At 73.0% G+C, this 18919-nt stretch carries 20 protein-coding genes and 1 riboswitch; of the genes, 5 read left to right on the forward strand and 15 right to left on the reverse strand.

Annotated features, from left to right (window positions below):
- Positions 1-287: 287 nt before the first annotated feature.
- Complete coding sequence (locus ACIG47_RS16880; protein ID WP_397432158.1) at positions 288-1100, forward strand: hypothetical protein; 813 nt, start codon at positions 288-290, stop codon at positions 1098-1100.
- A 2-nt stretch (positions 1101-1102) separates the two neighbouring features.
- On the opposite strand, the gene ACIG47_RS16885 is transcribed toward ACIG47_RS16880, so the two are convergent.
- Positions 1103-1705 (reverse strand): TetR/AcrR family transcriptional regulator, encoded by a 603-nt coding sequence (locus ACIG47_RS16885; RefSeq protein WP_397432160.1) that lies wholly within the window; start codon positions 1703-1705, stop codon positions 1103-1105.
- 54 nt (positions 1706-1759) lie between these two features.
- Between ACIG47_RS16885 and ACIG47_RS16890 the strand changes: the two genes are divergently transcribed.
- On the forward strand, positions 1760-2245 hold the full coding sequence (locus ACIG47_RS16890; RefSeq protein WP_397432161.1) for a nuclear transport factor 2 family protein: 486 nt from the start codon (positions 1760-1762) through the stop codon (positions 2243-2245).
- A 59-nt stretch (positions 2246-2304) separates the two neighbouring features.
- Here ACIG47_RS16890 and ACIG47_RS16895 read toward each other — a convergent pair whose 3' ends face one another.
- From ACIG47_RS16895 to ACIG47_RS16905, 3 genes are read right to left on the reverse strand one after another with little or no spacing between them, the layout of a single operon-like run.
- Entirely contained in the window at positions 2305-3210 is a 906-nt protein-coding gene (locus tag ACIG47_RS16895) for a phosphotransferase family protein (protein ID WP_397432162.1), read from the reverse strand.
- 4 nt (positions 3211-3214) lie between these two features.
- Positions 3215-3757 carry an AAA family ATPase gene (locus ACIG47_RS16900; RefSeq protein WP_397432163.1) on the reverse strand — a complete coding sequence of 181 codons (543 nt, stop codon included), beginning with the start codon at positions 3755-3757 and terminating at the stop codon, positions 3215-3217.
- Between the two features lie 21 nt (positions 3758-3778).
- Positions 3779-4609, reverse strand: coding sequence for an alpha/beta hydrolase (locus tag ACIG47_RS16905; RefSeq protein WP_397432165.1), 831 nt, complete (start codon positions 4607-4609; stop codon positions 3779-3781).
- Positions 4610-4839: 230 nt separating this feature from the next.
- On the opposite strand from ACIG47_RS16905, the gene ACIG47_RS16910 reads away from it, so the two are divergent.
- Positions 4840-5247, forward strand: a complete 408-nt coding sequence (locus ACIG47_RS16910) for a carboxymuconolactone decarboxylase family protein (protein WP_397432166.1) — start codon at positions 4840-4842, stop codon at positions 5245-5247.
- 42 nt (positions 5248-5289) lie between these two features.
- On the opposite strand, the gene ACIG47_RS16915 is transcribed toward ACIG47_RS16910, so the two are convergent.
- Entirely contained in the window at positions 5290-5670 is a 381-nt protein-coding gene (locus ACIG47_RS16915) for a winged helix-turn-helix transcriptional regulator (protein WP_397413155.1), read from the reverse strand.
- Between the two features lie 120 nt (positions 5671-5790).
- On the opposite strand from ACIG47_RS16915, the gene ACIG47_RS16920 reads away from it, so the two are divergent.
- Complete coding sequence (locus ACIG47_RS16920) at positions 5791-6699, forward strand: NAD(P)-dependent oxidoreductase (protein ID WP_397432167.1); 909 nt, start codon at positions 5791-5793, stop codon at positions 6697-6699.
- The gene (locus ACIG47_RS16925) at positions 6696-7583 is read left to right on the forward strand and encodes an NAD(P)-dependent oxidoreductase (protein ID WP_397432169.1); all 888 of its coding nucleotides are present in this window, start codon (positions 6696-6698) and stop codon (positions 7581-7583) included. The genes ACIG47_RS16920 and ACIG47_RS16925 overlap by 4 nt, the downstream gene beginning before the upstream one ends.
- A gap of 3 nt (positions 7584-7586) precedes the next feature.
- Here the strand turns inward: ACIG47_RS16925 and ACIG47_RS16930 are convergent, their stop codons facing one another.
- The 10 genes from ACIG47_RS16930 to pnuC all read right to left on the reverse strand — a co-directional run bounded on the left by ACIG47_RS16930 (position 7587) and on the right by pnuC (position 18658).
- Positions 7587-8486 carry a GDSL-type esterase/lipase family protein gene (locus tag ACIG47_RS16930; protein ID WP_397432171.1) on the reverse strand — a complete coding sequence of 300 codons (900 nt, stop codon included), beginning with the start codon at positions 8484-8486 and terminating at the stop codon, positions 7587-7589.
- A 1-nt stretch (position 8487) separates the two neighbouring features.
- Positions 8488-9738 (reverse strand): glycosyltransferase, encoded by a 1251-nt coding sequence (locus tag ACIG47_RS16935; protein ID WP_397432172.1) that lies wholly within the window; start codon positions 9736-9738, stop codon positions 8488-8490.
- Position 9739: 1 nt separating this feature from the next.
- The gene (locus ACIG47_RS16940) at positions 9740-10885 is read right to left on the reverse strand and encodes a glycosyltransferase family 4 protein (protein WP_397413165.1); all 1146 of its coding nucleotides are present in this window, start codon (positions 10883-10885) and stop codon (positions 9740-9742) included.
- A gap of 160 nt (positions 10886-11045) precedes the next feature.
- Complete coding sequence (locus tag ACIG47_RS16945) at positions 11046-12362, reverse strand: hypothetical protein (protein WP_397432173.1); 1317 nt, start codon at positions 12360-12362, stop codon at positions 11046-11048.
- A 66-nt stretch (positions 12363-12428) separates the two neighbouring features.
- Positions 12429-13343 carry a DUF4097 family beta strand repeat-containing protein gene (locus tag ACIG47_RS16950; protein WP_397432175.1) on the reverse strand — a complete coding sequence of 305 codons (915 nt, stop codon included), beginning with the start codon at positions 13341-13343 and terminating at the stop codon, positions 12429-12431.
- On the reverse strand, positions 13340-14002 hold the full coding sequence (locus tag ACIG47_RS16955; RefSeq protein WP_397432176.1) for a LuxR C-terminal-related transcriptional regulator: 663 nt from the start codon (positions 14000-14002) through the stop codon (positions 13340-13342). The genes ACIG47_RS16950 and ACIG47_RS16955 overlap by 4 nt, the downstream gene beginning before the upstream one ends.
- Positions 13990-15378: a histidine kinase gene (locus ACIG47_RS16960; RefSeq protein ID WP_397432178.1), complete on the reverse strand. Its 1389-nt coding sequence runs from the start codon at positions 15376-15378 to the stop codon at positions 13990-13992. Before ACIG47_RS16960 ends, ACIG47_RS16955 begins: the two co-directional genes overlap by 13 nt.
- A gap of 96 nt (positions 15379-15474) precedes the next feature.
- Positions 15475-16695 (reverse strand): acyl-CoA dehydrogenase family protein, encoded by a 1221-nt coding sequence (locus ACIG47_RS16965; protein ID WP_397432179.1) that lies wholly within the window; start codon positions 16693-16695, stop codon positions 15475-15477.
- Positions 16696-16790: 95 nt separating this feature from the next.
- The gene (locus ACIG47_RS16970; RefSeq protein ID WP_397432181.1) at positions 16791-17930 is read right to left on the reverse strand and encodes a Gfo/Idh/MocA family protein; all 1140 of its coding nucleotides are present in this window, start codon (positions 17928-17930) and stop codon (positions 16791-16793) included.
- Positions 17931-17974: 44 nt separating this feature from the next.
- Positions 17975-18658: a nicotinamide riboside transporter PnuC gene (gene pnuC / locus ACIG47_RS16975; protein ID WP_397432182.1), complete on the reverse strand. Its 684-nt coding sequence runs from the start codon at positions 18656-18658 to the stop codon at positions 17975-17977.
- A 115-nt stretch (positions 18659-18773) separates the two neighbouring features.
- Positions 18774-18911: riboswitch (FMN riboswitch) on the reverse strand.
- Positions 18912-18919 lie beyond the last annotated feature (8 nt).

The raw sequence follows: 18919 nt of genomic DNA on the forward strand, positions 1-18919 counted from the left end.
AGGTCAGCCAGGTTGTGTCGTTCCACGTGCAACGCCGTACAAGTGCCCTCTCCAACCCCACCGCTACCGCACCCTGAAGGCCCCCAACCGCTAGATTCTGCGGATCTGGGGGCCTTCGTCATGCCGGGCACTCCGTTTCAGTCCGGTTTCGCCTGCTGACACCTTGGCGGGCGACTTGCCGCCCTGGTCCCCGTTGTGCACCAGGTAGCCCATGGCGAGACTCCTGTGCTCCGGACGCCTAGCTTCGCGTCGCCCGAAACGCCGTGTATGTGCGGCATCCTAAGTCGATGACGTTAAGCGCGTGGCTGAAGGCTGCCAGGCCCGTCGATGGCGGGCTGATCGTGCCCGGGCGACCTCAGCGTCGTGCGTGCGAGATCACGTTCACGCCTGCAGGTGCGCGACTTGGTGCCGATGAGGTCACAGTGGACCTGCCGTACGACCATTACGCGGTGCCCGAAACGGGTGCGACGCGTAATGCCGACCAGTGGAAGATCACCGCATGGGTCGCGACCGGGGCTGGCGCCCCGATCGGAATTGCGGTCCTGGGTACCGGCCGCTACGCCGCACCTATCGCTCAGCTGCACAGGCGGGGTCGTGCCTGGATGAGCATCGCGGACCATCTTGGCAGGCCCAAGGCCGCACCGCTGGACGCAGCAAGCATCATCAGCTTCCCGACTGACGCGGACCGCTCAGCCCTCGACGCGCTCTGCCGCGTCCTCGCCAGCAAACCGGATTGGCGGCCGCAACTGGCGGACCCCACTCGCACCGCCCAGTTCCTACATGACCTGGCACGTCAGGATCACAGGCCGATCGAGGAGGCGTCTGGCCTCCGCAGGCGGACCTTGGAGACTCTGATCGTGATGCGACGACTGGGGTACATGCATCGCCTACAGGGGCGACCGCTTCCCGACGAAAGCCTGCCGGAGGCCGACCGCGTGGTCCGTGCTGTCGTCGACCAGCTCTCCTCCAACAGCTACGCACTCCCACCCGACGAACGCACCCGCGCACTGGTCCATCGTTACTACCTTGATGTCACCCCCTGGCCGTTTGCCGCGTTGCTTCCCGTCGATCGTGGCGAAAGCGGCGTGGCACCCTCCTGACATCAGCCTCGGATCGAGCGCTCGATCCCGCCCGCCCGACCCGCACCCCTCGTGACCCCGTCCACCAGCATCCGCACCAGCTCCTCCCCGTCGACCTGCCACTTCTCCGTGGCCAGGTGCCCGCTGAGCTCCAACCCCGCGATCCCGTGCGCGCTCGACATCAGCAGGGCGCCGTAGCGGAGCGCGTCGGGTTCGCCCACGACGTCGGCCACGATGGTGAGGAACTCGTCCTCCAGGCGGCGCGCCGCCGCCGATGACTCGGCGTCGTCCGCGGGGGTGCTGAACATCAGGGCGTAGCGGTGGGGGCGTCGCCGTCCGACCTCGATGAGGGCCAGCAGTGCCTGCTCAAGGCGTTCGGCCGGCGTACTTCCCACGTCCCGCAGCTTTCGCACCTGGTCCGCGAGTGCGCCCCAGGCGTCGATCGCGAGCTGGGTGAGCAGGTGCTCCTTGTTCGCGAAGTGCCCGTAGGGCGCGCCGCGCGAGACGCCGGCGCGGGCGCCCACCGCGCGCAGGGTCACGGCGTCCGGGCCGCCGTCGTCGAGGAGCTCGGCCGCGGCGCGGACCAGCGCTCGCCGGGTCGCGGCGGCGGTCTCGATTCGGGTCACCACACGATCCACCCTACTTGACAGTGTCATATGAATGGGCGCACCGTGGTTGACATGACACTGTCACATGAAACCGACAAGGCCCTGCTCCGTCTCCTGGACCGTGCCGAGATCAGCGACGTCCAGCTCCGGTACGCCACCGGCACCGACTCCCGCGACTGGGCGCTCTTCCGGAGCTGCTTCGCCGACGAGGTGGACGTCGACTTCAGCGCGGGGTTCGGGCAGCCCGCCGTGCGCCTCGCAGCCGACGACTGGGTCGCCATGACCGCACCGCGGATGGAGTCCTTCACCGCGACGCAGCACATGATCACGAACCACGTCGTCACCTTCGACGACGACGACCACGCCACCTGCGTCGCCTACGAGCGGGCCAGCCACCACCTGCCGAACAGCACCGGGGGCAGCGACCAGACCGTGTACGGCTACTACACCAACCGGTTCGAGCGGACGCCGGACGGGTGGCGTATCGCCGGTCTCACGCTGACGGCACTGTGGATGACAGGCAACTTCGGCATCTTCCAGACGGCGCTCGCGGGGTAGGCCCCACCGGGACGTCAGTCGTGCCGACGCATGACCTGGCGGGCGAGCAGCTGAAAGGATCACCCGAGTCGGTCGGCCAGGTCCGCCGCGCGGCGCCGCACCCGGGCGACACCCGTCGCGTCGTTGTATGCGGCGAAGGCAGGCCATTCGAAGACGTAGACAGCCAGCTCCTCGAGAAGGACCGCCCGCTTGAGACAGTCCGGATCCACGGGCTGCCGGCGGTGAGCGAGGTACGTCTCGACCAGGGCCGGTGACACCTCAGCACCCGTGGGCGTGGCCCGCACGCTCAGGAAGGCCAGGTCCGCCGACGCCCTGCCCAGCCCCGTCGACTGCCAGTCGCAGAAAACGGGCCCGCGTTCACCGTGCACGATGTTGGCCGCGTGACAATCCCCGTGGACGAACGCCGTCGGCTGCGAGGTGAGCTGATCGATGGTCTCGGTGCGCTGTTCCAGCAGCGACTCGAGTCTCGGCAGGACGGGCGCCCAGAAGGCCCGGATCCGGTCGAGGTCCGGGGTCTCGACCGCCGTCAGGAGGGTGTCCGGGCGTGTCCACTCACCGTCGGGGACCGGTGTGGCGTGGATCCGGGCGAGAGCGCGGCCGAGCAGTGCCCAGTCGCCGTCGGTCCAGGCGGTCGGCGCGCGCTCGGTCCCGGCGTCGGCGAGAAGGAGCGCGAGGCCGTCAGGTGCCGACACGGTGCCGAGCAGTGCGGGAGTTGCTACAGGCAGGCTCGGTGCGACCTGTCGGTAGAACCGCAGCTCACGCTCCGCGCCGGCCATCACCGCCCGGCCAAGCGTGGCGGGAGTGACCTTGAGGTATGCGGGGCGGCCGGTGGACGTCCGCACGTGGTACACCCCGGCACCGGACCGTGCCTCCGTGGGTGACGCGGTGCTCGTCCTGGCCACCTCGAGCGTCGCCAGCGCGTGTGCCAGCAGGTCAGCGGACAACCGGTCCTCGTGCGCCGTCACCAGATCAGTGCCCCGCCACCTGGACGAGGAACCCGTCGGCCGCCCGCCGCGACCGCAGCCGGTGGAACGTCAGGTGGGTGTTCGCCGGATCGGTCATCGCCGCCCCGTACAGCTCAGGATGCCGCCTGAGCTGCGACCACGCCCACCGCACGATCGAGTCGCTCGCCCAAGGACGCACCACGTCGTGCCAGGGCTGGCGGTTGCCGGTCCCCGGCCACAGCTCGGTCTGCTCCGCCGCGAGCCGGAACGATCGCCGGTAGACCTGCGCGAGCACGACCGGAGCCGGGGGATCGATCCAGACCACCGTGTCGGCTCGGGCCCAGACCGCGTGCTGCAGCACGGAGTAGTTGCCGTCGACCACCCAGGCCTCTTCGGCCACGGCGCGCTCGGCGTCCCGCACGAAGTCCTCCTGGGGCCGAGGGGTCCAGCCTGGCCCCCAGTAGAGCGCGTCGAGCTCCACGTGCCGGACGTCGAGGCGTTCCGCGAGGCGCCGCGCGAACGTGGACTTGCCCGACCCGGACGCTCCGACCACCGACACCCTGCGCACCGCGCGAACGTAGCCGACGGCCTATCGGAAGAGCCAGCGCAATGCGTCCGGCAGCAGCACCCCGGTGTGGTTGGGGTTGTGACCGCCGTCGCCCAGCACCAGGCGGAAGTCGTAGCCCGCCTCGGCGAGGGCCGCGGCGAACCGGAGGTTCTCCGCGAGCCAGTTGTGGTCGGGTTGGTCCCAGCGCAGGTCTCGGTGCCCGGCCTGCGAGAAGATGCGCAACGGCCGGGGCGGGGTCGTGCGCAGGAGGTCGGGATACGGGTTTCCGCCGGGGATCTGGGCAAAGCTGGACAGGAAGCACGCGACCCGCCGGAACCGGTCCGGGTGGTGCCAGGCCGCGGTGACGGCGCAGTTGCCGCCGCTGCTGCCGCCGACGATGCCCCAGCGGTCCGGATCGTCGGAGACGGCAAAGCGCCGGCGGACCTCCGGGACGATCTCGTCGGCGAGGAAGGTGCCGTACCGGGCGTCGAACGCGTCGTACTCGGCGTTGCGGTTCCGCTCCCCGGCGTCGAGCACGCCCGGGTCGACGAACACCCCGATCGTCACCGGGATGTCGCCGCGGTGGACGAGGTTGTCGAGCACGATCCCGCCGCGCACGTCGCCGTCGGGGTCGAGGTACCACCAGCCGTCCTGGAAGATGAGGACGGCTGCCGGCTCGGCCGGGTCGTAGGCGGCCGGAACGTGGATCCAGACCTTCCGGGACGTTCCCGGGTAGGTGGTGCTACGCCAGTCCAGCTCCGTCGTGGTGCCGCGGGGGACGTCCGGCCGCCGGGACGAGTCCCGTCCGTACGCGTAGCGGACGCCGTCGTCCTGGTCCGGCGGGAGCGGGACATGCGGCACGAGCGTGGTCACGCCGCAAGGCTAGGCGCCCCCGCCGCTCCCGCCGCAGCGAATTTCGCCCGAGCCGCCCGACGCCCCGTCTCCACCCTGATTCCGCCCGGAGAAATCTCGGTTGACCTGCATCGTTGTCTTGCGCTGGCCCCCACGCATGGGCTGGACTGGTGTCGCGCCCACCGGCGCTCGCTCCTGTGTCACCGATCGAGCCAGTGCACCCCTGACGGCAGCTCAGAAGGAGAAGAACGATGTCCGATAACGCGGCGACGCGCGCGGAGAGGTTCGCGTCCGGTATGGCGGCCCTCGATGCCATCCACGACGACGCCGGCCACGGAGTGATCGACTCGCTGGCCGACATCGCCCCCGAGCTCGGGCATCAGATCGTCGCGTGGGGGTACGGCGACATCATCTCCAGGCCCGGGTTGGAGCCGCAGCAGCGGCAGCTGGTGACCCTCGGCATCCTCACCGCGATGGGCGGCAGCGAGGCACAGCTCGAGGTGCACATCGACGCGTCGCTCAACGTCGGCCTGACGCCGGAGCAGATCATCGAGGTCTTTCTGCACAGCTCCGTCTACTGCGGGTTCCCGCGCGCCCTGAACGCCGTCGCCGCGGCGCGGAAGGTGTTCGCCGAGCGCGGTCTCATGCCGCTGTCCTGACGGCGCGGCCGGCGGCGCCCACACGGGCGTCGCCGAGCCACCTCAGGGCCGGGGGAGCGCTGCCGCGTCGCGGTGCTCGACCAGGCCGGAACCCTCCCGCCGGATGCGCTCCACGCCCCAGGCGCCGAGCGGCCCCAGCGCGGCGTTGAGGGCGCGGCCGTGCTCGGTGAGCGTGTACTCGACGCGCGGCGGCACCTCGGCGTGCACCTGCCGGTGCACGAGCCCGTCGGCCTCCATCTCCCGCAGGTGCTGGGTCAGCATCTTCTCGCTCACGCCCGGCAGCCCACGGCGCAGCTCGGCGAACCGGCGCACGCCGTGCTCGTCGAGCTCCCAGAGGATCAGGCCCTTCCACTTGCCGCTCACGACGTCGAGGGCGGCATCGATGCCGCAGATGTAGGGCCCCGTGCGGGGTGACTTCGTCATCGGGCCTCCTTACCGGGGCTTACCGAAAGGTAAGTACCCCAGTAAATAGTGGGTACTTCCATGATGGTACGTCGCCCGCGGAGCATGGTCGGGTCACCTTCTACCGAGGAGAACCCTGCGATGACCACACCCGACGCCACCGGCGTCACGGTGCTCGGCCTGGGCGCCATGGGCAGCGCGCTGGCCGCCACCCTGCTCGACGCCGGCCATGCCACCACCGTCTGGAACCGCACCCCGGCCCGCGCCACCGACCTGGCCGCACGGGGAGCCGCGGCGCCGTCCGACGTCGCCGACGCCGTGACGGCCCACCCGCTCGTGATCGCCTGCCTGCTCGACCACGCCTCCGTGCACGAGACCCTCGACCCCGTCATCGGCACCATGCGTGGCACGGCGCTCGTGAACCTCACGACCACCACGCCGAACGAGGCCCGCGAGCTCGCCGCCTGGGCCGAGCGGAACGGCGTCGCCTACCTGGACGGCGCGATCATGGCCACCCCGCCCATGATCGGCACCGCCGAGGCGTCGATCCTGTACAGCGGCTCCGCGGACGTGTTCGCCACCGCACGCGCCGTGCTCGACCGCTGGGCCACCAGCACCTACGACGGCGCCGACAGCGGCCTCGCCTCGCTGTACGACCTGGCCATGCTCTCCGGCATGTACACGATGTTCGCGGGCTTCCTGCACGGCGCCGCGATGGTCGGCTCGGTCGGTGTGACCGCCACCGAGTTCGCCGCCCGCGCCACCCCGTTCCTCAGCGCCATGACGGCCGGGTTCGCGCACGACGCCGCGGTGGTCGACGGCGGCGACTACACCGTGCCCGGCCAGCAGAGCCTGGACTTCTCCGACCTGAGCCACATCGTGCGCGCCAGCCGGGAGCAGGGGGTCGACCCCGCACCCGTCGCGGCCGTGCAGGAGCTGATCGCCCGGCAGATCGCCGCCGGGCACGGCGCCGAGGCCTTCGCCCGCATCTACGAGAGCCTGCGGGCAGACCGGTCCACCACCCCCGAACCCGCGGAGGCCGCCCGATGAGCACCACCGTCACCGTCCTCGGCCTGGGCCCCATGGGCCAGGCCATGGCCCGGACGCTGCTCGCCCAGGGTCACGCCGTCACCGTCTGGAACCGGACGCCGAGCCGCGCCGCCGACCTCGTCACGGCGGGCGCCCGGCTCGCCGGCACGCCCGAGGACGCCGTCGCCGCGAGCGGGCTCGTGATCCTCAGCCTCACCGACTACCCGGCGATGTACGACGTGCTCGGGCCGGCGACCACGGCCCTCGCGGGCCGCACCGTCGTGAACCTCAGCTCGGACTCGCCCGAGCGGACCCGCGAAGGCGCCGCCTGGGTGACCGGGCACGGAGCCCGCTTCCTGACGGGCGGCGTGATGGTCCCCGCGCCGATGGTGGGCACGGACGCCGCCTACGTGTACTACAGCGGCCCGGCCAGGCTCCTGGAGGCGCACCGGGACGTGCTCGGCACGCTCGGCGCACCCCGCTACCTCGGCGAGGACCCGGGGCTGGCGCAGCTCATGTACCAGGCCAACCTCGACGTGTTCCTCACGGCGCTCGCGGCCCTCATGCACGCCACCGCCCTGCTGGAGTCCGCGGGCGTGCGGCCGACCGCCGCCCTGCCGGAGCTCCTCCAGACCCTGGCCGGCACCGGGGCGATCCTGGAGGCCGGCGAGAACCCCGGCGCGCAGCTCGAGGCGGGGGAGCACCCCGGCCACCTGAGCACCGTCACGATGATGGGCGCGACGGCTGACCACATCGTCGCCACCAGCGAGGCCGCAGGCGTCGACCGCGCCCTGCCGGAGGCCGTGCGGGCCTACTACACCTGGGCGCGCGAGCACGGCCACGGCGGCGACAACTGGACCCGGATCATCGACGCGATGCGCCCGCGGGTCGAGACACGGGGCTGAGGCTCAGCCGCGGCCGATCCGCCGGCGCGGGTCCAGGCCGGAGTCGGCGAGGCTCGTCACCATGCTGCCGTGCGTGAGCGCCCGTTCGGCCCGCAGGTCGTGCGCCACGGCGCGCAGCAGGCCGGGCAGGAAGTCCCGCCCGCGCCGGACGCACCACGGCAGCCCGGCCCGCACGAGCCACGTCACGCGCTGCCGGAGGTCGGGCGGGGCCGGCGCCGCGGGCAGCCGGGCGGCGACCTGCCGGGCCGCGTCGGCACCGTCGGGGACCACCGCGTAGGCCGGGTCGAGGGTCGCCAGAGCGGCCGCCACTGCCAGCGCCAGACGGCGGTGGCCGGCCGGCGACGGGTGCACGCGGTCGATGTGCCAGGCCTTCGCCCCGGCGGGCGCGATGGCGTGCGCGGCGTCGACCACGACCACGCGTCCCGGCGCCTGGTCGGTGCCGCTCGCCGAGGCCACCTCGTCGACCGCGGCGTCGACGGCGGCGACCCGGCGCCGCATCACGCGCCGTACGGGGCGCGGGGCGAGCTCGAAGAGGCCGATCACGGGCAGCCGCACCAGGACGACGTCGGCGCCGGCTCCGCGCAGCTCCTGGACGCTCCGGCGCAGGTCCATGAGGGTCAGCCGGGCGTCGAAGTCGCTGCGGAGCACGTCGTTGCCGCCCACGAGCACGGTCGCGAGCCGTGGCCGCAGGGCGAGCGCCGCGGCGAGCTGTGCCTCCGCGACGTCCCGGGAGCGGGCGCCGTTGGTGGCGAGGTTGGTGAACTCCGTCATGCCGAGCACCGTGGCCAGGTGCGCGGCCCAGCCGGGGCCGTGCACGGCGTCCGGACCCACGGAGTCACCCACGCCCACGGTGATCGAGTCACCGAGGGCTACCAGGCGGCCGCGTCCCGACGCCGACGTCATCTCACCGGCGTCCCGCGCTGCCCACGTGGATCGGGCCGGACGGGTCGGTGACGTCGGACCGTCCCGGGTCGGGCCGCAGCTCGAAGGCCCGGCGGGAGTGCAGCTCCAGCATCGCGTCGCCGGTGGCGCTCCAGGGGAACAGCTCGGCGCGGGCGCGGGCGGCCTTGCGCCGCTGGTCCACGTCGCGGTCCAGCACCTCGTGCAGGGCGACGGCGAGAGCCGCCGCCTCCGGCGCGGCCGCGGCACCGGCGGTGCCGACCACCTCGGGCAGGGCGCTCGTCGAGCTGCAGACCACGGGCGTCCCGGACGCCAGCGCCTCCAGCGCCGCCAGCCCGAACGTCTCGATCGGACCGGGCGCGATGACGACGTCGGCGCAGGTGAGCAGGGTGGCGAGACGGTCCCGGTCGGGGACGAACGAGAGGAACCGGTGGGGCAGCCCGGCGGCCTCGGCCCGGCGTCGCATCGCCGGCAGCAACGGTCCCGAGCCGGCGACGACGAGCCGCACGGGGCGGCCGTCGCGCACGAGCTGTGCGGCGGCGTCGATCGCGAGGTCAGGGCGCTTCTCGGTGGACTGCCGGCTCGCGAGCACGATGAGCGCGGTGCTGGCCGGCGCGTACTCGGCACGGGCCTCGGCGGACCAGCGGTCGGGCCGGAACCGCTCCAGGTCCACGCCGAGCGGCACGCGGTACAGCGGCGGCAGCGTGGTGCCACGGGACCGGGCGGCCAGCCGCTCCACCTCGCCGGCGGCGAACTGGGTGGTGGCGACCAGCCGGTCGAACCGGGTGAGCGTGGCGCGGTTGTAGAGGTCGGCGAGGGCCGGCGTGACGGCCGCGCCCAGCGCCGCGGCCTGACCGCCCGCGGCGGCGCCGGGGATCCAGGACCGCAGCACGCCGTCGACCCGCTCGTGCAGCATCATGAGGGACGGCACCCCGGCCTCGCGGGCCCAGTCGCCCAGCCCGGCGAGCGTGGTGCGGTCGCTGACCTCGAGCCGGTCGGGTGCGATCGTCTCCAGCAGCCCGCGCATCTTGCCGGGCTGCACCACGGCGCGGTAGCCCCCGGAGAACGGCACACGCGGTGCCGCGAGGCTGACGACCCGTACGCCGTCCACGAGCGACACCCCGTCCCGCCGGCCGGGCACCACGAGCACGGGTTCGTGCCCCCGGGCGAGGTACTGCCCGGCCATGGCGTGCATGGCGGTCCGGATGCCCCCCGACCGGGGGCTGTAGAAGTTCGCTACGTGGACGATCCGCACGTCATACCTCCGCTGAGCCTGCTCTCGCGTGCACCCGGACCGCGTCCTCGTAGTGCCCCATGAGCTCGGAGCAGATGTCGTGCCAGGTACGACTCTCGGCACGTTCTCGTGCCGAGGTGCCGAAGGCCCGCCGCTTGCGCTCGTCCCCCACCAGGTCGACGACGCGTGCGCGGAGTGCCTCGTGGTCACCTGGAGGGTACAGCCAGCCGTCGTGGGAGTGCCGGACGATGTCCAGCGGCCCGCCCGCCGCGGGTGCCACGACCGGCACGCCGCTGGCGTGCGCCTCCTGGAGCGTCTGACCGAATGTCTCCAGCTCGCCCGGGTGCACGAACACGTCGAGGCTGGCCATCGCCCGGGACAGCTCGGCGCCCCGGAGCAGCCCGGTGAAGCGGGCCTGGGGGAGCACGTGCTCCAGGTGCTCGCGCTCGGGGCCGTCACCGACGATCACGAGGCGCACGCCCGGCAGGTCCTGCACCACGCGCAGTGCCTCGACCTGCTTCTCGGCGGCCAGCCGGCCCACGTACCCGACGAGGATCTCGCGGCCGCCCCCGATCGTGCGGCGCCACGCCTCGTCCCGGAACTGCGGGTGGAACGCCTGCGTGTCCACGCCGCGACCCCACAGGCGCAGGTTGGGCACGCCGTGGTTCTCGAGCTGCCGCATGGTCGCGGTGGACGGGGCGAGCGTCATCGTCGCGCGCTCGTGGATGTCCTTGACCCGCTTCCAGAGCAGGGGCTCGAAGCCGCCCAGCCCGTAGCGCGCCGCGTACCCCGGGACCTCCGTCTGGTAGACGGCGACGCTCGGCAGGCGGAGGCGCTCGGCGGCGAGGATGCCGCGCCAGCCGAGGATGAACGGGGAGGCCAGGTGGATGACGTCGGGCGCGAACGTCGCCAGCGTGCGCTCGGTGCGCCACTTCTTGCCGACGACGAGGCGCACGTCGGGGTACCCGGGGAAGCCGATCGAGCCGAGCTCGACCACGGGGGCACCACTGACGAAGGGCGGGACGTGCCCGATGGAGGCATCGGCGTCCGGAGCGAGGACCATGGCCTGGTCCCCCCGCTCCTGCAGATGCTCGAGTACCCGCAGGACGGAGTTGGTGACTCCGTTGACCTGCGGCAGAAAACTCTCCGCAACGATGGCTACGCGCACGTTACGAACCTGCCGGTCGTCGATGTCCGGGCAGAGGCTTCCATGCGGCGATCCGGGGAACGGGTGGCGTCGAGACGGTAACCGCGGGACAGGATGTCACGTTCCTGACCGTAGCGGAGCCACGAGCCACCTGGCATGGGGAACACCCCTGAACCGACCCTCAGTGCTGCCGTGGGACGGTCCTGCGCGTCCGCGCGAGCTGCACCAGCCGGACGACGGCCCCGATCAGCAGTGCCACGAGCAGCGCGTTGCGCAGCGCCCCCACGGTCGTGGCCAGCGGCCAGCCGCCGAGGAACTCGCCGTAGCGGATCGGGTAGATCTCCATGGTCAGCCGCGCCACGATCAGGGTGCCGAGGGCGGGCAGGAACCAGGTACGCCGGGTGCCCTGGCTGCGACTGCCCAGCGCGATGGCGGCCGCCAGCGGCGGCCCGATCCAGGCGATGAACTGGGGCGAGCCCACCTTGTTGAAGACGATGAGCGCGAGCAGCTCCGCGGCGGCACCGAGCAGCAGGATGTCGCCCACCCGGTCCGGGCGCCGCCGGGCGGTCCACCAGACGAGCGCCGCCAAGAGGATCGCGGCCACCGGGAGCGCGACGTCCAGCGCCTGGGCCACGGCGTCCGGCCCTGCCCCGAGCACCTCGTAGGTGTAGATGACGTCGTCGTACTCGACCTGGATCGAGGAGTCCCACAGCCGCGCTACCGTGAACGGCGTGGCGGCGACCGACTCCACCTGGAGCTGCCGGTCGCCCTGCTCGCCGAACACGTCGAGCACGTTGTCCTGCCCGCCACCCGCCATCGCGACGCCCACGACGACGGCGGTCACCGCAGCTCCCGGAAGCACGACGTTCCGCAGCAGGTCCTTGAGGTTCGACGCGGTCGCGGCGAGCGCGAGGGCCACCGCACCCGGGGCGATCTTGATCCAGGCACCCACCGTGGCCAGCGTCATGGCGAGGGCGGGGCGCCGGACCGCGACGAGCAGCGCCACCAGGATGATCGGGGCCAGCAGGCCGTCGAGCCGGCCGATCCAGATCGGGCCGAGGGCGGCGAGGAACGCGAGCCAGAACCAGACGGCGGCCGGCCCGTGCGGCCGCGCCCGGCCGAGCACGGCCACGGCGACGGCGTTGGCAGCCGTCACCAGGCCCATCCACACCCAGTAGTAGCCGTCCGTCGAGCTGGTCAGCAGAGCCGGGACGGCCATCGGCCCCAGCGCGCCGAGCGGGTACACCCAGTCGTAGCTGAAGACGGGCCACCACCCGTCGCTCATCCCGGTGCGGACCCACCACTCGTACAGGTTCACGTCGCCGAGGATCTGCCCCCCGAAGACCCAGGCCTGCAGGATGATCCAGCCGTGCACCAGCACGAACCCGGCCCACAGGGCCGGCCACGAGGTGACGATCCGGCTGGCGGACCGCAGGAGGTCCCTGCCCCCGGTCCGGGGGCTGGTCGAGATGTCTGACGGGCTCGGCACGGGCCACATCCTTGCACTGATCGACGGCGGCATCGGCGGACGAAGGGTATCGCCTCCGGCCCGATGGTCCGGCGGTCACGGGACGAGGTAGGCGACATCGCCGTTCGAGCTGCGCATCTCGACGGTCCGGTCGGCGTCCGGGTCGGTGGGTCCCTCGACGACCTGGTCGCCGTTCGACGTCTGGACGGTCAGGGCCACGGGCTCGCCGTCACCGACGACGGTGATGCGCCCGTTGCTGGTCTCCCCGTAGACGTTCCCCTCCACCGCGGAGATCTCCACGGAGCCGTTGCTGGTCCGGGCCCACGCGTCGCCGGCCACGGTGCCGACCGTGATCCGGCCGTTGCTGCTCTCGCTGGTGACCGAGCCGTCCACCTCGTCCACGGAGACCTCGCCGTTGGAGGAGGAGGCCTCCACGTCGGAGCCGGCGTTCCGCACGGTGACGTCCCCGTTGCTGGACCGCGCCACCACCGCGCCGCCGATGTCGGCCACCTCGATCCGGCCGTTGCTCGACCGCACGGAGAGCTCGCCGGCCAGCCCGCTGGCCACGACGTCGCCGTTCTCGGTGACCACGACCACCTCCGTGGCGGCGGGCAGGGTCACCTCCAGGGAGCCCGAGCAGCGGGGGAGGAAGGCAGTCCAGTCGCAGCGGTGGGTGATCTCCAGCCGGTCCGCCGACTCGTCCGCGGCGTACCGGGGATCGCGGAGGCCGCTGCGGGCGACGGCGTCGACCTCGACGTCGCCCTCGGCGGCCGTGACGGTCACGTCGCCGTCGGCCACCAGCTCCACGGTCCCCACGGCGTCGTAGGTCCGGTGGGTGGTGGCCGTCTCGGACATCATGAGGTCCACCAGGAACAGCGCGCCGACTCCGATGGCGGCGAGGCCGAGCACACCGCCGAGCGTCGTCAGGACGCGGGCGGTGGCACCGCGCTGCGGCGGTGCGGGGGCGTACGCGGCGTCCGGGGCGGAGCCGCCGGGAACGGGCTGGGTCATGAGCGGGATCCGTTCTGGTCGAGCCAGCGCAGCACGGCGAGCACCCGGCGGTGGTCGTCGGCGGCCGGCGGGAGGCCGAGCTTGGTCAGGATGTTGGTCACGTGCTTCTCCACGGCGGCCAGCCCCACCACGAGGCGGTCCGCGATCGCGGCGTTGGAGCGGCCCTCGGCCATCAGCGCGAGCACCTCGCGCTCGCGCCGGGTCAGCACGTCGAGGTCGGAGCCGGGATGGCGGGCGATGATCTGCGTGACCACCTCGGGGTCCACGACCGTGCCGCCCCCGGACACCCGGGTGACCGCGTCGAGGAACTCGTCGACGTCGGCGATGCGGTCCTTGAGCACGTAGCCCAGGCCGCGCGCCCCGCGGGCGAACAGCTCGCTCGCGTAGCTCTGCTCCACGTACTGCGAGAGCACGAGGACGGGCAGGTCGGGGTGCAGGCTGCGCAGGTGCACGGCCGCGCGCAGCCCCTCGTCCGTGTGGGACGGCGGCATCCGCACGTCGGTGACCAGCAGGTCGGGCAGCTCGGCGTCCGGCAGGGACAGGGCCCTGACGAGGGTGCCGGCGTCCGCGTACCCGGTCACGGTGTGGCCCTCGGCCACGAGCAGCCGGGTCAGGCCGTCCAGGAGGAGGACGGAGTCCTCCGCGATCACGATGCGCACGGGACCTCCACGGTCAGGCGGGTGCCCTTGCCGGGCGGGCTGTCGAGCTCGAACGTGCCGTCCAGGGCGGCGACCCGGCCGCGCAGGCCGGTCAGCCCGCCGTCGGCGGACAGCTCGGCGCCGCCGCGGCCGTCGTCGGACACCGCGACGCGCAGGCGTGCCGGGCCGCCGTCGCGGACCACGCTCGCGTGCACCAGCACGAGGTCCGCGGCGGCGTGCTTGGCCACGTTGGTCAGGGCCTCGGCGACCACGAAGTACGCCGCGGCCTGTGCTGCCGGGCTCGCCGGGGTGAGGTCGCCCGCGACCTCGACCCGGACCGGGACCGGGCTGCGGCCCGCGAGCGCGGACAGTGCGGCGTCCAGCCCGCGGTCGGACAGGACGGCGGGGTGGATGCCGCGCACCAGGTCGCGCAGCTCGGCGAGCGTCTCCTTGATCTCGCGGTGCGCGAGCTCCAGTGCGGCGACGGCGTGCCCGGGGTCCTTGTCGGCGAGCCGGCGGGCCACGCCCAGCTCGACGCCGAGCGCGACGAGGCGCTGCTGGGCGCCGTCGTGCAGGTCGCGCTCGATGCGGCGGCGCTCGGTGTCGGCGGCGGAGACGGCGGCCGTGCGCGACTCGGTGAGGGCCACGGCCCGTTCCTGTGCCGTGTGCGCGGCGGCCTCGGCCACGCGGGTCTCCCGCTCGGCGGCGACGAGGCGGGCGCGGGCCACCTCGGCCGCGGAGGGGCCGAGCAGCACCGTGGCCAGGCGTACCACGAGGTAGGACCCGTACTGGGCGAGGGTGGCCGCCGTCCACACGAGCACGACGGCGGCCGCCACCGCACCGCCGACGGCGGCGGGCCACGGCAGCCCGGACCACTGTGCCAGGCCGCTGCCCCGGCCTACTGCCGCGAACACCACGGCCGCGACCGCCCCCGCCGCCAGGGCGGTGGCGGTCGCGAAGAAGAAGGAGGTCGTGAGCAGCCCCAGGAAGGCGTACAGCGTGGCGGCCCAGGCACGGTCGTCCCGCACCGGGGCCCACAGCCGGGACCAGGACGAGCGGCTCGTCGGGAGCGGCCCCGGCTGCGGGGCGGCGAGCCGTACGCCGGTCTGGCGGGCGACGCGGGCGCGCTCGGCCGTGCCGAACCGCCGCGCGAGCAGGAGCCCGAGGGCGAGGAGCGGCACTCCGACACCCAGGGCGGGGACCAGCCCCGACGAGACCAGGACGAGGATCCACAGGGCGAGGCCTGCGGTCAGGTGCCAGACCCACCCCACGGCCAGCGCGGCGACGGCGCGCCGGGTCGCGGGGTGGTACGGGGCCTGGAAGAACGCCGCCCCGGAGGTGAGTGCGGGGGCGACGTGGTCCGCGAGGGTGCGGGGTGGGCCGTCATCGCTGGTCATGGGCACGACACTAGGCGGACGCGCAGGCTGCGCGACATGCCGTCACCCCACGGCCCGGGTCTCGGGTTTCCCCTACCCTGCCTCCGCGCGGAGGGCTCAGGCGAAGGCGCTGGTACCCGTGATCTCGCGGCCGATGATGAGGGCCTGCATGCTCTCGGTGCCCTCGTAGGTGTGCAGGGCCTCGATGTCGGCGAAGTGCCGCGCCACCCGGTTCTCCAGCAGGATGCCGTTGCCGCCGAGCAGGTCGCGGGCGATCGCCGCGATCTCGCGCGCGCCGCGCGTGCACGTGTACTTGGCGAGCGACGCCTGCGGGCCGGTGAGCTGCTCGGCCTCGTCGAGCCGCGTCATCTGCTTCACCAGGAGCTGCATCTGCGTGAGGATCGACAGCATCTTGGTCAGCCGCTCCTGCACCATCTGGCTCGCCGCGAGCGGGCGGCCGAACTGCGCGCGCTGCTGCGAGTAGGCCACGGCGGCCTCGTAGCAGGCGATGGCCTGCCCGACGGCGCCCCAGGCCACGCCGAGGCGGGTCGCGAACAGCACACGGCCGGTGTCCTTGAAGGAGCGCGCCTTCGGCAGCAGGTTCTCGGCCGGGACGAACACGTCGTTCAGCACGATGTGCGCCTGGTGGATCGCGCGCAGCGAGACCTTGCCCTGGATGGTCGTCGCCTCGTAGCCCGGGGTGTCCTGGGGAACGATGTAGCCGTGCACCTGGCCGTCCTCGCCACGGGCCCAGACCACCGAGATGTCGCCGATCGAGCCGAAGCCGATCCACTTCTTCTCGCCGTTGATCACGTAGCCCTCGACGCCGTCGCGCGTCTCCTGGACGGCGGAGGTCTCCAGGCCCACGGAGTCCGAGCCGTGCGTGGGCTCGGTCAGCGCGAACGCGCCCAGGATCTCGCCGCGGGCCATGGGCCCGGCGTACTTCTCGACCTGCTCGTCGGAGCCGAGCATCACGATCGAGCGCAGCGCCAGGCCGCCCTGCACGCCGCAGATCGTGGTCACGGAGCCGTCACCGCGGGACATCTCCATCGCGGCCAGGCCCTCGGCCATCTTCGAGACCTTCGGGAAGCCGGGCACGTCCACGCCGTCGCGCAGGAAGTCCAGCTCGGCCATGCGCTTGACCAGGTCCATGGGGACCTCGTACCGCTCCCAGTAGCCGTCGATGACGGGCAGGACCTCGTCCTGCACGAACCGGCGGACGGCGAGCTGCCAGGCCCGCTCCTCCTCCGTGACGTCGGCGAAGGCGCCGGCGAAGTCGATGTCGAGCGGTTGCGAGACGTCGTAGGCGGGCGCCGTCACCCCGGGAGTCTGAGTCATGCCTCCATGGTGCTCCGGTACCGGATCTCAGGTCAAGCGATACGGCGTCTCATTGAGGGTTGGGGGTGCCGGGCTGTCCGGACCGCGCCGGAGGGTCAGCCCGCGTGCCGGCAGACCCGTCCGTGCGCCCACGGCTGCGGGCTCGTACGGACCCGCTCGCCCGACGCCGCGGCCCGCCGTACGGCGAGCTGGAGGTACTGGTCCTGTGCCGCCTCGGCCACGGAGTACGGCGACGGAGCGCCGTCCAGCACGTGGTCGGCCATCGCGGCGACGAGGCGGGCGATCGACAGCTCGTCGTCGGGCAGGCGGGCCGGGCGGAACGCATTGCGGTACAGCCACTCGCCGTCGAGCGTGTACCCGCGCAGGAACATGCCCTCGTGGCTGCCGGCGCCGCCCGCGGCCACCCGCTCCAGCGTGGCGTGCCGCGGCAGGCCGTCCGGGCCCACGTGACGTACCACGTCGTCGCGCAGCTCGCCCCGTTCGCCACGGACCAGGAGCGTGGGGGAGCGGACCCACGAGCGGTACTGCACGTCGTCGAACTCGTAGGTGCCGAGCCGGTCGCCGAAGTCCAGCCAGGCGGTCGCGTGAACCGTGTCGACCAGGGCACGGTCTTCGGGGTCGTCCGCACGGCTGGGGCTCGGCAGCACGCGGCGCGCGTCGCGCCGGGCGGTGATCACGGCGTCGTCGAAGCCGATGCCCAGCGCCCGCCGCAGCACGCTGATGCCGTGGTAGTCGTGGGCCACGGCGACGTGCGCGTCGGTCACGGTGCCGAGCCGGCCCGACGCCGCGACCGCGAGCTGTGCGCCGATCAGCGGTTCCAGGTGGTACTGCTCGGCCACGTGCACGCAGGCGCCGTCGTCCACGAGCCGCTGCAGGGTGGCAAGCTCTTCGACGGTGCCCGCCGCGGGCGTCTCCGTGAGCACGGGGACACCCGCGGCGGCGAGGTCGCGGACCACGGGCTGGGCGGGGCCCGCGGGCAGGGTGAGCACGACGAGGTCGGGGCGGCCGGCGGCCAGCAGCTCGGAGACCGTGGCCCAGGCAGGCGCGGGAAGGCCGGGGAGCCCGGCCGCCGGCAGGCCGCCGGCGGAGAGCGCCTCCCGGTCCGCCGCGTTGCGCGTGGCCACGCCCGCCACCTCGAAGCGTCCCGGCAGCGCGTGCAGTACGCGCAGCACCGTTCGGGCGCGGAAGCCCGATCCGACGATCCCGACCCGTGCCGTACGCCCCTGTGCGTTCACGAGCGCCGACGGTACGCGATCGGGGTCAGGGCCGGGGTCAGCGGTCAGGCAGGCGCGGCGACGGCGCTGTGCGCCGTGCCCTCCCGCCGGCTGATGCGCCACCACGCGAAGAACCCGACCAGGGTGAACACGCCGTAGATCACGTACATCAGCGCGGTCGCCCAGTACCCGGCGGAGAAGAGCAGAGGTACGCCCACCAGGTCGACGGCCACCCAGATCAGCCAGAACTCGACCCAGCCCTTGGCCATGCCGTAGGTGGCGAGCACGGAGCCCGTGAAGATCCAGGCGTCGGCCCACACCGGCTCGTACGAGCCGAGGGCGCGGAACAGCGGGGTCAGGAGCAGGGTCCCGGCGAGCATCCCGGTGACCAGGCCGACGCGGGCCCGCCAGGAGGCCCAGGCCGGGTGCACGGCCACGGTGCCCACGCCGCCAGTCCGCTGCGTCTGCCGCCAGCGGTACCAGCCGTAGACCGAGACGGCGATGAACATGATCTGACGCCCGGCCTGGCCCAGCATGTCGGCGCGGCCCGTCTCGCCGAACCAGGAGCCCATGAAGACGGTGAAGAGCACGACGTTGCCGACGATGCCCACCGGCCAGGCCCACACCTTGCGCCGCAGCCCGCCCAGGGCGGAGGCCAGGCCGAACAGGTTGCCGATGACCTCGCGCCAGTAGATCTGCTGGTCGCCGACCAGGAACGTCGCGTCGTAGGCGGCGCGGAACCAGTCCATGTCTCTTTCCCTCTCCGAAGTCCGCACACGGGGACTCCGGGGTGAGGGCCGGCGCGCCACGACGGCGCCGACGACGGCACGGTGCCGGGACCCCGAGGGGTCGGCGGAGCGCGCCGCACGTGCTTCCTCCCATCCGGACTTTCACCGTCGGTCCTGGAATCTCACCAGGTCAACCAGGTCCCTCCCGAAGGAACGACCCGGGTCGCGGACTATCACCGCCGGCTCGGAATTTCACCGACCCCGGAGCACGTGTGCAACTGC

Source organism: Promicromonospora sp. NPDC052451, from assembly GCF_044547525.1.
Taxonomy (GTDB): Bacteria; Actinomycetota; Actinomycetes; order Actinomycetales; family Cellulomonadaceae; genus Promicromonospora.

Excerpts from the sequence above, each read along its gene's own strand:
- ACIG47_RS16880 (WP_397432158.1), top strand. The coding sequence starts at position 288 with ATGACGTTAAGCGCGTGGCTGAAGGCTGCCAGGCCCGTCGATGGCGGG.
- ACIG47_RS16890 (WP_397432161.1), top strand. The coding sequence starts at position 1,760 with ATGACACTGTCACATGAAACCGACAAGGCCCTGCTCCGTCTCCTGGAC.
- ACIG47_RS16910 (WP_397432166.1), top strand. The coding sequence starts at position 4,840 with ATGTCCGATAACGCGGCGACGCGCGCGGAGAGGTTCGCGTCCGGTATG.
- ACIG47_RS16915 (WP_397413155.1), bottom strand. The coding sequence starts at position 5,670 with ATGACGAAGTCACCCCGCACGGGGCCCTACATCTGCGGCATCGATGCC.
- ACIG47_RS16920 (WP_397432167.1), top strand. The coding sequence starts at position 5,791 with ATGACCACACCCGACGCCACCGGCGTCACGGTGCTCGGCCTGGGCGCC.
- ACIG47_RS16925 (WP_397432169.1), top strand. The coding sequence starts at position 6,696 with ATGAGCACCACCGTCACCGTCCTCGGCCTGGGCCCCATGGGCCAGGCC.
- ACIG47_RS16930 (WP_397432171.1), bottom strand. The coding sequence starts at position 8,486 with ATGACGTCGGCGTCGGGACGCGGCCGCCTGGTAGCCCTCGGTGACTCG.
- ACIG47_RS16945 (WP_397432173.1), bottom strand. The coding sequence starts at position 12,362 with ATGTGGCCCGTGCCGAGCCCGTCAGACATCTCGACCAGCCCCCGGACC.
- ACIG47_RS16950 (WP_397432175.1), bottom strand. The coding sequence starts at position 13,343 with ATGACCCAGCCCGTTCCCGGCGGCTCCGCCCCGGACGCCGCGTACGCC.
- ACIG47_RS16960 (WP_397432178.1), bottom strand. The coding sequence starts at position 15,378 with ATGACCAGCGATGACGGCCCACCCCGCACCCTCGCGGACCACGTCGCC.
- ACIG47_RS16965 (WP_397432179.1), bottom strand. The coding sequence starts at position 16,695 with ATGACTCAGACTCCCGGGGTGACGGCGCCCGCCTACGACGTCTCGCAA.
- pnuC (WP_397432182.1), bottom strand. The coding sequence starts at position 18,658 with ATGGACTGGTTCCGCGCCGCCTACGACGCGACGTTCCTGGTCGGCGAC.